The sequence below is a fragment of the Noviherbaspirillum sp. genome, from assembly GCF_035944575.1.
Taxonomy (GTDB): domain Bacteria; phylum Pseudomonadota; class Gammaproteobacteria; order Burkholderiales; family Burkholderiaceae_D; genus Noviherbaspirillum.
Genome location: NZ_DASZBA010000123.1, coordinates 1 through 12522, shown reverse-complemented (window position 1 = coordinate 12522; position 12522 = coordinate 1). Strand labels below are relative to the sequence as shown.

Annotated in this window: 7 protein-coding genes and 1 pseudogene; 7 read left to right on the top strand and 1 reads right to left on the bottom strand. The window is 61.5% G+C overall.

Translation table 11 applies throughout. From position 1 onward, the window contains the following. The 3 genes and pseudogenes from VGU61_RS08195 to waaA all read left to right on the top strand — a co-directional run. Positions 1 to 196, top strand: a pseudogene (locus VGU61_RS08195) (phosphomannomutase/phosphoglucomutase); the annotation flags it as partial. 34 nt (positions 197 to 230) lie between these two features. Beyond that, on the top strand, positions 231 to 1232 hold the full coding sequence (gene waaC, locus VGU61_RS08190) for a lipopolysaccharide heptosyltransferase I (RefSeq protein WP_326858623.1): 1002 nt from the start codon (positions 231 to 233) through the stop codon (positions 1230 to 1232). A gap of 73 nt (positions 1233 to 1305) precedes the next feature. Beyond that, positions 1306 to 2580 (top strand): lipid IV(A) 3-deoxy-D-manno-octulosonic acid transferase, encoded by a 1275-nt coding sequence (gene waaA / locus VGU61_RS08185; protein ID WP_326858621.1) that lies wholly within the window; start codon positions 1306 to 1308, stop codon positions 2578 to 2580. Here the strand turns inward: waaA and VGU61_RS08180 are convergent. Continuing rightward, positions 2577 to 3200, bottom strand: coding sequence for a TetR family transcriptional regulator (locus VGU61_RS08180; protein WP_326858620.1), 624 nt, complete (start codon positions 3198 to 3200; stop codon positions 2577 to 2579). The genes waaA and VGU61_RS08180 overlap by 4 nt on opposite strands. A gap of 314 nt (positions 3201 to 3514) precedes the next feature. Here VGU61_RS08180 and VGU61_RS08175 point away from each other — a divergent pair, with 314 nt between their 5' ends. The 4 genes from VGU61_RS08175 to VGU61_RS08160 all read left to right on the top strand — a co-directional run bounded on the left by VGU61_RS08175 (position 3515) and on the right by VGU61_RS08160 (position 12228). After that, a complete protein-coding gene (locus VGU61_RS08175; protein WP_326858622.1) occupies positions 3515 to 4789 on the top strand; it encodes an efflux RND transporter periplasmic adaptor subunit in 1275 nt (424 codons plus the stop codon). Between the two features lie 15 nt (positions 4790 to 4804). Beyond that, positions 4805 to 7975, top strand: coding sequence for an efflux RND transporter permease subunit (locus VGU61_RS08170; protein WP_326858619.1), 3171 nt, complete (start codon positions 4805 to 4807; stop codon positions 7973 to 7975). A gap of 13 nt (positions 7976 to 7988) precedes the next feature. After that, entirely contained in the window at positions 7989 to 9437 is a 1449-nt protein-coding gene (locus VGU61_RS08165; RefSeq protein ID WP_326858618.1) for an efflux transporter outer membrane subunit, read from the top strand. An 82-nt stretch (positions 9438 to 9519) separates the two neighbouring features. Beyond that, on the top strand, positions 9520 to 12228 hold the full coding sequence (locus tag VGU61_RS08160) for a protein kinase domain-containing protein (protein WP_326858617.1): 2709 nt from the start codon (positions 9520 to 9522) through the stop codon (positions 12226 to 12228). The last annotated feature ends 294 nt before the right edge of the window (positions 12229 to 12522 follow it).

Genomic DNA, 12522 nt, shown 5'->3' with positions numbered 1-12522 from the left:
TGCCGAGCGCATCATCACCATTGACGGCTTGCGGGTGGAGTATGCGGACGGCTTTGGGCTGGCGCGCTCGTCCAACACCACGCCGGTGGTGGTGATGCGCTTCGAAGCCGAGTCGCAGCACGCATTGCAGCGCATCCAGCAGCAATTCAGGCAAGCCATCGTCACAGCGATGCCGAGCGCGCAACTGCCGTTCTGAGTTGCCAGGCCGGCTGCGCAGCATGACGACCCCGATGAAGATTCTTATCGTCCGCGTGTCTTCCCTCGGCGACGTGGTGCACAACATGCCGATGGTTGCCGACATCCTGCGCCGCTTCCCCGATGCGCAGATCGATTGGGTGGTCGAGGAGGCCTATGCGGACCTGGTCAGGCTGAACCGGGGTGTGCGCAATATCATTCCCTTCGCATTGCGCCGCTGGCGCAAGACCTTGTTCACCGAACCAACGCGCGGCGAGATGCGCGCGTTCTCCTCCCGGTTGCGCAGCACCGCCTACGACGTGATCTTCGATACACAGGGCTTACTGAAGACCGGACTGGTGATGCGACTCGCTCGTCTCGCACCCGGCGGCAGGCGCGTCGGTCTCGCCAACGGCACGGAGGGCTCCGGCTATGAGGGCATCTCGCGAGTCTTCCACACGATGAGCGTGCCGGTCGGCTTGCGCACGCACGGCGTACTGCGCGGCCGGCTGGTCACCGCCGCGGCGCTGGGTTACGAAGTCGACACCCCGGCCGATTTCGACCTGCAGCCGCCGCCGTTCCAGACGCTTCCGTCATGGCTTCCCGAGCAGCCGTATGCCGCCTTCTTTCACGCCACCGCGCGCGCCGCGAAGCAATGGGCGCCTGCCCACTGGGGCCGTTTGGGTCACATGGTCGCCGCTCGCGGGCTTCCGGTGCTGCTGCCCTGGGGCAGTCCCGCCGAGAAACAGGCGGCCGAAGACCTGGCATCCCGCATGCCGAACGCGCGAGTGCTGCCGAAGCTGCCGATGATGGAAGCGGTGCTGCTCGCCCAGCGCGCCCGGCTGGCCGTCGGCGTCGATACCGGACTGACCCACATTGCCGCTGCTTATTGCCGGCCGACGGTCGAGTTGTACTGCGATTCGCCGCGCTGGAAAACCGAAGGCAACTGGTCGGCGAATATCGTCAACCTCGGCGACACCGGCGCGCCCCCACAGCCGGAAGAAGTCGAAGCCGCCGTCGACCGCCTGCTCGCTGTAACGAAGTCGGCAATGTCATGAACACGATATCGTCGATCCGTGACGGGAAGGTAGCCGCGCAAATGCCGGCTTGCGTCACGGAGCAGCAGCAACGATGAGCCGCGTACTTTATTCCCTTGCATGGTGGCTGGCCCTGCCGCTGGTGCTGGCCCGGCTCTGGTGGCGCGGACGCAAGGAGCCCGGATACCGGCGGCATCTTGCCGAGCGTTTCGGCTTCTACCAGCGGCTCGACAAGGCGCAACAGATGATCTGGGTGCATGCGGTTTCCGTCGGCGAAACGAGGGCGGCCCAGCCGCTGGTCGAGGCATTGTTGCACGCCTATCCACGACACCGCATCCTGCTCACCCACATGACCGCGACCGGCCGCGACACGGGCCGATTGCTGTTCGCCGCCCATGGAGCGCGGGTGGTCCAATGCTATCTGCCCTATGACACCGGATGGATGGCAGGCCGCTTTCTGAAGCATTTCCGGCCGGCCATCTCCATCCTGATGGAAACCGAGGTATGGCCGAATATGATCGCAGAATGCCGCCGGCATGCCGTGCCGGTGGCGCTGGTGAATGCGCGCCTGTCCCAGCGCTCGCTGGCGAAGGCGCAACGGCTGTCCGGCCTGATGACGGAAGCCGCGCACGGCTTGTCCTGCATCGCCGCGCAGACCGAGGCGGATGCCCAGCGGCTGCGGCAGCTCGGCGCCGCCAATGTGCAGGTGACCGGCAGCATCAAGTTCGACGTCACGCCCCCGCAGCAGGCCGTCGAGAAAGGGCTGCAGATCCGCGGGCAGGTCGGCGCGCGTCCGGTCCTGCTGTGTGCCAGCACGCGGGAAGGCGAGGAAGTGCTGATCCTCGATGCGCTGCGCGGCCGGGATATCGGAAATCTGCTGATCGTCATCGTGCCGCGGCATCCGCAGCGCTTCGATGATGTGGCCCGCCTGATCGGTGAACAGGGCTGGCGGATGCAGCGGCGGTCGGCATTGGGCAGCGGCGGATTATCCGGCGATGTGCAACTGCTTCTCGGCGATTCGATGGGCGAAATGTTTGCTTACTACAGCGCATGCGACCTTGCCTTCATCGGCGGCAGCCTCCTGCCCTTGGGCGGCCAGAATCTGATCGAAGCCTGCGCGGTGGGCAAGCCGGTATTGATCGGCCCGCATACCTTCAACTTCGCCGAGATCAGCGGCGATGCCATCGACGCCGGCGCCGCACTGCGCGTGAAGGATGCGAACGACATGCTTGGCCATGCGATGCGCCTGATGCAAATGCAAGAGGAGCGGGCTGCGATGAGTGACAGCGCACTACGGTTCGCCAATCAGCATCGCGGCGCGACGGTGCGCACCATGGCAATGCTGAAGAAAGTAATCGGGCAACCTTAAAGCGCTTGCGGGATGCGCAAGGCATCCAGATGCGCGTCCAGCACCTGCCGGCCGACACGCTGCAGGTCGAACGCCGCCGGGTCAAGCAGCCAGAGGCGGATAAGGCCGTCGGCCATTGCCCATAAGCCCAGCGCCGCAACCCGCGCCGAGATGCCGGAGCGCAGCAAACCGCGCTTGATCGCCAGTTTCAGCCGCTTCTCCGAGCGCACCAGCCATTGGTTATAGTTGGCAATATAGCGATCGCGCACCGCCGTTAGTTCCTCGACATACTCCACTTTATGCGTGGCAATCTCGAATGCCCGTCGCGCAACAGGATCGGTCACCGTCAGCCGGAAGGCGGTAAGCACCCAGGTCCGCACGTCGCCGACCGGATCGGCCAGCCCGGCGTTGTCGGTGCATGCCAGTGCGCTCTCCAGCGGCATGGTGGCGCGGTCCATCATTGCGTTGAACAGGGCCGCCTTGTCCTTGAAATGCCAGTAAATGGCGCCGCGCGTCACTCCCGCGGCGGCGGCGATGTGTTGCAGCGAAGTGCGGGATACGCCTTGCTTCTGGAACAGCAAGGCCGCCGCGTCGAGGATGCCGTCGCGGGTGGCCATCGCTTCGTCTTTTGTTCTGCGCACGTTAGCGAATCCTGTGAAATTCGATGAATCGGAAGCGCTCGGGGGAGCGATACAGTGCGATACATACACTCTTGTAGGTTAGTTTATACTGTCCGTCGTTCTGCCCGGCAAAAAGAAATCGAACCGGGCCATTTTTTTATAATCAATTGTTCGTTGACGACGGCATGCCAGGCATGTGAAGTGGCAGCCGGCAACCTGCACATGCGAAGGTGCAATACGGTCTTATGCACCTGCAACTGTTCCGGTTCACGCCGCCGTAGCGAAATTCAACTGTTTCGCCGTCGTTCCATTCACTCCTGAAGGTGCTCATCGTGATGCGCAATCGTTTATCCGCCCCGCCAGCAAAAATACGCAACATTGTTTGCTCGCTGCTCATGCTGGCAGTTCTTGCTGCGTGCGGCTCCAAGGACGCCGCCGCACCGGCCGCCGCAGGCAATGGGGGCGGTGGCGGCGCCAAACCCCCGCCGCCTGAAGTGGGCGTCGTCACCACCGCCCTGCAGCCGGTTGCATTGCAGACCGAATTGCCGGGCCGTGTCGAAGCGCTGCGTGTTGCCCAGGTAAGGGCCCGCATCAATGGCGTCGTGCAGAAGCGATTGTTCCGCGAGGGCAGCGAAGTCAAGGCAGGGCAGGTCCTGTTCCAGATCGACCCGGCGCCGTATCGCGCGGCGCTCGAGAGTGCCCAGGCACAGCTCGGAAAAGCCCAGGCCAATCTGACGCAGACCACCGCCCAGGCGGAACGCTACAAGCCGCTGGTCGAAGCCAATGCCGTCAGCAAGCAGGAATACATCAATGTGGTCGCCAGCCAGAAGCAGGCGGAGTCGGATGTGGCGGCCGGCAAGGCGGCGGTGCAAACCGCCCGCATCAATCTCGAATACGCCACCGTGAACGCACCGATTGCCGGCCGCATCGGCCGCGCCCTCGTCACGGAAGGTGCGCTGGTGAGCGCTGCCGAGGCGACGCAGCTTGCGCTGATCCAGCAGACCAGCACGGTATACGTCAATTTCACCCAGTCCGCGAGCGAAGTGATGCGCCTGCGCAGGACCGCGAACGGCAGCGATGTGCAGTCGGCGGACAAGCCGGTGCCCGTCACCGTGATGCTGGATGACGGCTCGGAATATCCGCGCAAGGGCAAGCTGCTGTTCTCGGACATCAGCGTCGACCCGACGTCCGGCCAGATCACGTTGCGAGCCGAAGTACCCAATCCCGATGGCCTGCTGATGCCGGGGCAGTACGTGCGCGTGCGCCTGTCACAGACGGAAATCCCGTCCGGCATCCTGCTGCCGCAGCAGGCGGTAACGCGCGGCGGAGAGAAGGGCGATTCGGTCATCGTCGTCGGCGCCGACGGCAAGCCCGCGCCGCGCCAGGTCAAGGTCGGTTCTGCGCAGGGCAATCAGTGGGTGGTGCTGGAAGGATTGAAGGAAGGCGAACAGGTGGTCGTCGACGGTTTCCAGAAAATGATGGTGCCGGGCGCACCGGTCAAACCGGTTCCCTGGAAAGCCGCGGCACAGAACACGCCGTCCGGCGGGACGCCGCCTGCCGCATCCGCATCTGCCGCACCAGCCGCTCCGGCCGCTGGCGGAAACCGCTAATCACAGGAGTGCCGCATGGCCCGTTTCTTTATTGACCGCCCAATCTTCGCCTGGGTGATCGCACTGTTTATCCTGGTGCTGGGCGGGGTCGCGATGACCCAGTTACCGATCGCCCAGTATCCGCCGGTCGCGCCGCCGTCGATCGTGATCACCACCGCCTATCCCGGCGCATCGGCCCAGACACTGGAAGACAGCGTGATCAGCGTCATCGAGCGCGAGATGAACGGTTCGCCGGGCCTGATCTACATGGAGTCGATCAGCCAGGCCAACGGCACCGGTACCATCACGCTCAGTTTCGAGACCGGCACCAATGCCGATCTCGCCCAGGTGGACGTGCAGAACCGGCTGGGCAGGGCGACGCCGCGTCTGCCGCAAGCGGTAGTCCAGCAAGGCGTCAGGGTGGACAAGGCGCGCTCGAACTTCCTGCTGTTCACCATCCTGTCGTCCGATGATCCGAAGTGGGACCCGATCGCGCTCGGCGATTACGCGTCGCGTACCGTGCTGCCGGAAATCCAGCGCCTGCCGGGCGTCGGCCAGGCGCAGTTGTTCGGCACCGAGCGGGCGATGCGGGTATGGATCGATCCGGCCCGGCTGGTGGGCTTCAACCTGTCGTCGGCTGACGTCAACAATGCGATCCGTTCGCAGAACGCACAGGTATCCTCCGGCACCATCGGCGACCTGCCGAACGTGCCGGGCCAATCGATTTTCGCCACCGTGGTGGTGCCGGGCCAGTTGAGCAGCATCGAACAGTTCGGCAACATCATCCTGCGCGCCAACCCGGACGGCTCCACGGTACGGCTGAAAGATGTCGCCCGCATCGAAATCGGCGGACAGAACTACGGCACGTCGGCACGCCTGAACGGTAAGCCATCCACCGGCATCGGCGTCCAGCTTTCGCCGACCGGGAACGCGCTGGCGACCGCGGAGGCGGTGCGCAACCGCATGACCGAACTGTCGCGCTACTTCCCGGCCGGCATGAAATGGGATATCCCGTTCGACAGTTCGCGCTTCATCGACATCTCCATCACGCAGGTAGTGAAGACCCTCGCCGAAGCGGTGCTGCTGGTGTTCCTGGTGATGTATCTTTTCCTGCAGAACTTCCGCTACACCATCATCCCGACCATCGTCGTGCCGGTGGCGCTGATGGGAACGCTCGGGGTGCTGCTCGCGCTCGGCTTTTCGGTCAACGTGCTCACCATGTTCGGCATGGTGCTGGTGATCGGTATCGTGGTCGACGATGCGATCGTGGTGGTGGAAAACGTCGAGCGCATCATGAGCGAGGAAGGGCTGCCGCCGCTGCAGGCGACGCGCAAGGCGATGGGCCAGATCTCCGGCGCCATCATCGGCGTGACCGTGGTGCTGGCATCGGTCTTCGTGCCGCTGGCATTCTTCGGCGGTGCGGTGGGCAACATCTACCGCCAGTTCTCGGCGGTGATGGTCTCATCCATCCTGTTCTCCGCCTTCCTCGCGCTGTCGCTGACACCGGCGCTGTGCGCCCACCTGCTCAAGCCGGTCGAAGCCGGTCACCATCACGAGAAGCGCGGCTTCTTCGGCTGGTTCAATCGCGGCTTCTCCCGCACCGCCAAGGGCTATGAAAAATGGGTCGCATGGCTGCTGGCACGCACCGGCCGGACCATGATCGTCTTCGCCGCGGTGATTGCGGTGGTCGGCCTGATGTTCGTGCGCATGCCATCGTCCTTCCTGCCGAACGAGGACCAGGGCTACATCATCGCCAACGTGCAGTTGCCGCCCGGCGCAACGCTGGAGCGTACATCGGGAGTAATGCGCGAAGTGGAGGATTACATCCTCAAGCAGCCGGAAGTAAAAAGCATGGTTGCCGTGTTGGGCTTCAGCTTCTCGGGCAGCGGCCAGAACGCGGCGCTGGCGTTCGTCACGCTGAAGGACTGGCATGAACGCACCGGCCCCGGCATGACCGCGCAGGCGCTGGCGGGACGCGCCACCGGTGCGCTGAGCAGCTTGAGGGACGCGATCATTTTCGCCATCAGCCCGCCGCCCATCCCGGAACTCGGCCGCGGCACGGGTTTCTCCTTCCGCCTGCAGGATCGCGGCGGCAACGGACGCGAAGCGCTGCTGGCGGCACGCAACCAGCTGCTTGGGCTGGCGTCGCAGAGCAAGGTCCTGGCCGGCGTCCGTCCGGAGGGGCTGGAAGATGCGCCGCAATTGCAGCTCGATATCGACCGCGAGAAAGCCAATGCGCTCGGCGTCTCCTTCGATGCGATCAACGCCGCCATTTCCACGTCGCTCGGCTCCGCCTATGTGAACGACTTCCCGAATGCCGGACGTCTGCAGCGGGTCGTGGTCCAGGCCGATGCGCCTGCGCGCATGCAGCCGGAGGATCTACTTCGGCTCAATGCCGTCAATGCCAAGGGCCAGACGGTGCCGCTGTCGGCATTCGCCACCACCCGCTGGGTTGTCGGGCCGATGCAGACGGTACGCTACAACGGCTATCCCACCATGCGGATCTCCGGCGACGCCGCGCCCGGCCGCAGCACCGGCGATGCATTGAACGAAATGGAGCGGCTGGCGGCGCAGTTGCCGGCCGGTTTTGCGTTCGAGTGGACTGGCCAGTCGCGCGAGGAAAAGCTGTCGGGTTCGACCGTATTCGTCCTGCTCGGTTTTGCAATGCTCGCGGTATTCCTGGCGCTCGCGGCACTGTATGAAAGCTGGTCGATTCCCGTGTCGGTGCTGCTGGTGGTGCCGCTCGGCGTGCTGGGGGCGCTGTTCGGGGCGAATCTTCGTGCCTTTCCGAACGACGTCTACTTCAAGGTCGGGCTGATCACCATCATCGGACTCGGCGCGAAGAATGCCGTCCTGATCATTGAATTCGCCAAGGACCTGCAGGCGCAGGGCAAGGGATTGATCGAGGCGACGCTGGAAGCCTGTCACCTGCGTTTCCGTCCGATCATCATGACCTCGCTGGCGTTCATTCTCGGCGTCCTGCCGCTGGTGATTGCAACTGGCGCCGGTTCGGCCAGCCAGCGCGCCATCGGTACCGGCGTGATGGGCGGCATGATCACCGCGACGGCACTGGGCGTATTCTTCGTGCCGGTATTCTTCGTCGTCATCCGCCGCATATTCAAAGGCAGCGAGCGGCAAAGAAAGCGCTATGCGCACGAGTCGGACGACGTTCCCGTCCCGACAGCCACCACCGCGCCGGCACCATAAGAAAGACAGGTACATGAAGAAAACATATTCACTTTCTGCGGCGTTTTCCGCAACCGGGAAACGGGCACCCGTCCTGTTGCCGCTGGTCCTGTCGCTGTTTCTCGGCGGCTGCATGTCGCTTGCCCCGATGTATGAGCGGCCTGCGGCGCCGGTCCCTGCGAGCTTTCCGCTTGCCGGACCCGCTGCCGATGCAGGCGGATCGGCCGCCACCGTTGAATGGCAACGGTTCTTCGGTGACCCACGGCTGCGGCAGCTGATCGAGCTGGCGCTGCAAAACAACCGCGATCTGCGTGTCGCGGTATTCAATATCGAGCAAGCGAGGGCGCAGTACCAGATTCGCCAGGCAGACCAGCTGCCGACCGTCAACGCCGGCCTTGCCGGCAGCCGCCAGCCCGGCACCGGTGGCGGCTCCACCACCACCTACACCGGCGGCCTGACGGTCACCGCATACGAACTGGACTTCTTCGGCCGCATCCGCAACCTGAGCGAGGCCGCGCTTGCGCAATACCTCGCCACCGAGGAAGCCCGCCGGAATGTGCAGATCAGCCTCATCGCATCAGTCGCGAACATCTATCTCAGCCTGCTGGCGGATGACGAACTGCTGGCGCTGACGAAGCAGACGCTGGCCGCGCGCGAGGAATCGCTGCGGCTGACCAAGCTCAAATTCGACAACGGCGTTGTATCGGAACTCGATTTCCGCCAGGCTGAATCCCTGGTGGAAGGCGCACGCGCCACGCTCGCGCAGCTGCAGCGCCAACGCGCCGTCAATGAAAATGCCTTGCTTCTCCTGGTCGGGCAGCCATTGCCCTCCACGCTGGTAGCCGGCGCGACCCTGGCCACTACCGTGATCGGATCCGAGCTGCAAGCCGGCCTGCCCTCGGACCTGCTGACCAACCGCCCCGACATCCGACAGGCCGAGCAATTGCTGATCGCGTCGAACGCCAACATCGGCGCCGCCCGGGCGGCATTCTTCCCGCGCATCTCCCTGACCGGCAGCGCCGGCAGCGCGAGCAGGGAACTGTCCAACCTGTTTCAGGGCGGCACTTTCGTCTGGACGCTGGCGCCGCAGCTTCTGCTGCCGATCTTCGACGCCGGCCGCAACCAGGCCGGTCTGGAGGTAGCGCAGGCGGCGCGCAACGCCGCCATCGCGCAATACGAAAGGGCGATCCAGAACGCATTCAGGGAAGTGTCGGATGCGCTGGCCGGGCGCGCGACCTACGGTGAACAACTGCGCGCGCAAAGGGCGCAGGCCGATGCTGAAGCGCGCCGGTTCAGCCTCTCGGACTTGCGCTACCAGAGCGGCGCGGCGAGCTATCTCGATCTGCTCGATGCCCAGCGTTCGCTGTTCGCCGCACAGCAGGCGGCTGTGCAGACCACGCTGGCGCAGCTGCAGAATCAGGTGACCCTGTATCGGGTGCTGGGTGGCGGATGGGTAAATCCATCTGTACAGGCAACAAAGTAACGGGATCGACGCTTGAAGAGTTTTCATAAACTCGAACTTCGTTCGAACTAGTTCGATTGAATTGCCACTCAATACCAGTTGCATGACGGATGCAATTGTTATTGAGGACGGCAGAGTGAAAATACACGGCAAATCCATTATCCATAGTCTGTTTTCGATTGCACCGAGGCGTCGGGGCGGCAATGCGGAACCGCCCAAAAACAGGACAGGGCACAACAGCAACCATGCCGAGCACGCTCCGAGTGGCCACGTCATTTCGGAAAATGCGAAGAAAAGAACATTGCAGCACATGTTTTTCTCAAAAATAGTCGGCACCGGTCGTCCTGAAAGGGACCACCACTTAGCAGCCCCTGTTGAAAACAATCGTTCGCTACACCTCGCCTATCCTCTGGTCGGCCTGCAACTGCTATTGTTCGCGGGAAATTTCGACATACTCGACCTCAATGAGGCGCCACCTGTATGCAGCGATCCGCAGGCAATGAAAATCGAAGCATTGGCAGCGGGACTGGAGCCGCTGGGGTCACAACACATCGACAAGGTGCCGGTTACGCAGCGTCTGGTACTGGAGGCAAAACTGACTGCGCTCAAGCGTAAAGTAAATGACTATCATGCCGCGATGGTGCGAGCCAACGCCCGCAATGGCGAAATAGTCGATACGGCACTTCAAAACAGAATGACGGAAAGTCTGAAGTCAATTGAGGCGAAGTTGACGGCGATGCTGCAACCGCTGGATCAAAGAAAAATAAACGCTGAACTGATGACGCATCTGGAGAAGCAAGTCATCGAGAACGTGCGGACCAGGGTCGTCGAATATCTCGCTCAAGCAGGTCCTGCATCGGACCGGAAGCCCACGACAGTCATATCAGTAAAGAAGCTGCGGGAGCTTCAACATCCCTATTTGGCGGAGGCGGAAAGTGCCCTGAATAAAGCGTTTGCAGCTGCAGGCTATGAAGCATTTCCAGGCAGCCGTCATCAGTTAAAGGAAAAAATCAACCGCGCCGAATGGAGCATCATGGCGCCCAAAAATCTGCGGTGGGAAAATGGCCACCCCTTTCTAATCAAGCCTGATGTAGTCATGGGCAACACTTCCATCGTGAACGAACACATCGCAAAGGGCAGTTACGGCAGTGTTTCCGTCATGCGGTGTGAAGACGGCACGGAGCTGATCTGCAAAAGGGCGATCGGCAATTCGGAATCAGATCTGGACGAAGCGGTCCGTCAGTTCGAGCATGAGGCTTCCATGTACGAACATGTTATCAATGAGGCCGGTCCTCATCCCAATCTGGTCAATGTGTACGGCATTGCACAACAAACAATCAATGGGAAACGCGAGTCCATGCTGATCATGGACAAGATAACGGGGCCTGACGGCACATTCGCATTTAACGCTCTACGGAAGCATTGGCATTCGGGCAGTATTTCCAGCGCCCAGTACTGGGGAACAATCCAGTTCATCGCACGCCGGCTGTTCGATGCGTGCCAGCATCTCGCAAAAGCCGCCATCGCCCATAACGATATAAAGCCTAATAATTTCATGGTCGATAGAACCACCGGAGAGCCGATATTGTTCGATCTTGGGCTTGCGCAGCATGGTGGTTTGGAGTCAATTGCGGGCACGCCAGGGTTTGTGCCTCCACAGCGGAAGCAAACCGAAATTCCCGCCTCGGAGAAAACGGATGTGTGGAGCACGATCGCAACGGTTGCATTCGGTGTGAACGGCGGGCATAAATATGGTCGGAACTCCTTGCCGTCCCTTACACAAGAAGAATTGCAGGAGAAGGTGACAAGCTATGCCGAGTTTGAAAGAAAAATGTTTGCCAAGATCGATGAAGACTTTGTTGATTCGGAAAAAGCGAAAACTCATGCTTTTCTCGATGACCGCATGATTGACGACAGCGAAGCGCGCGAGGTGCTGAAAAATGTTCTTGCCTCCGATGGTGCACTTCAAAACATTCCACGCCGACCGATAGCCCGACGCACCAGGAGCACGTCACTTCAAAAGCTGCATAGAGAGAGCGGCGCATGGAAAGAAGTAATTGATCATGCGGCGTCGGAGATTCAAGCGCAATTGCCAGGCAAGTTGGGCATGGTCATATCAGGCGTAAGCCAAACCGGCTCGCCGCTGGACCGGGCTACATCAAAAGACGCAAGCGCACCTGATCCACAGGTGATGCGGGCATGGGCGGAACACACCAACCAGCGTGTTGCACTTGCCCGGCGTATCAGGGAAAGAATTACAGATCGTGTTGACGTAGAGTCCTTGCGCCGCTTTGTCAATGACGCGCAACGGAAATTGAAATCTCCTTCGATACTGATGCTACGATTCAACGCGAAAATTCGCGCCGACCTGGCCGACCGAACGGCGGCTGCCCGAATTGTTCTGGATCTGCTGGACGCCACGGCAGACCTGCATCCGACTGGAGCGGGTAAGCAGGCAAGAGGAAGATTGAGCGAAGAGCAAATGGGTATCGCTCAAATGCTGCAACAACGGCTCACCGAGCGATATCCATTGACAGAATCCAATGGCACAAAAGTCCTGTATGCGAGTTCGCTTCGTAGACGAGCGGGCAAGGAACCGATTTCGACAGAAGCGATTACGCAGCCTGTCGGGCAGCAGGGCGACGACAATCATAAAAGCCGTCCTGCCTTAATGCCCGGACGTATGCCGAAGATGCCTCGATTCTTGGAGCAGAGCATGAGAAAGCACGCAGCAACGGAAGAGAAGACGCAAAGAAATGAAACGAAGAAGAAGGGTGCAGGCGTGCAGCCAAAGCCGTATCGAAAAGCTTGAATCCATTCCGGCTCATCGCCTCTCCATTTCCGCTTGGAAGGTGTGCGCCGCAGCGGATTCTGCACCGGTATTAGATTGCTCAATGGAGCGTAAAAGCGAATAACGGCATTTCCTGCCCTCGACAGAATTTCTGTATTACGTGAGTTTGTACACTTGCCTGTCCTGCGAGCGCTTGTTGCCACCCGGGCAGAGATTGTTGCGGCAGGCAAATGCAGTCAGGCCAAAGGCAAGCTCAATAATTCTTCTCTTGTTCGAACCTCGTCGGCTGTCTTGCTACTCAATACCTGTCAGATT

Bases quoted from the DNA above. Each gene is read 5' to 3' on its own strand.
- VGU61_RS08175 (WP_326858622.1), top strand. From the start codon at position 3,515: ATGCGCAATCGTTTATCCGCCCCGCCAGCAAAAATACGCAACATTGTT.
- VGU61_RS08165 (WP_326858618.1), top strand. From the start codon at position 7,989: ATGAAGAAAACATATTCACTTTCTGCGGCGTTTTCCGCAACCGGGAAA.
- waaC (WP_326858623.1), top strand. From the start codon at position 231: ATGAAGATTCTTATCGTCCGCGTGTCTTCCCTCGGCGACGTGGTGCAC.
- VGU61_RS08170 (WP_326858619.1), top strand. From the start codon at position 4,805: ATGGCCCGTTTCTTTATTGACCGCCCAATCTTCGCCTGGGTGATCGCA.
- waaA (WP_326858621.1), top strand. From the start codon at position 1,306: ATGAGCCGCGTACTTTATTCCCTTGCATGGTGGCTGGCCCTGCCGCTG.
- VGU61_RS08160 (WP_326858617.1), top strand. From the start codon at position 9,520: ATGACGGATGCAATTGTTATTGAGGACGGCAGAGTGAAAATACACGGC.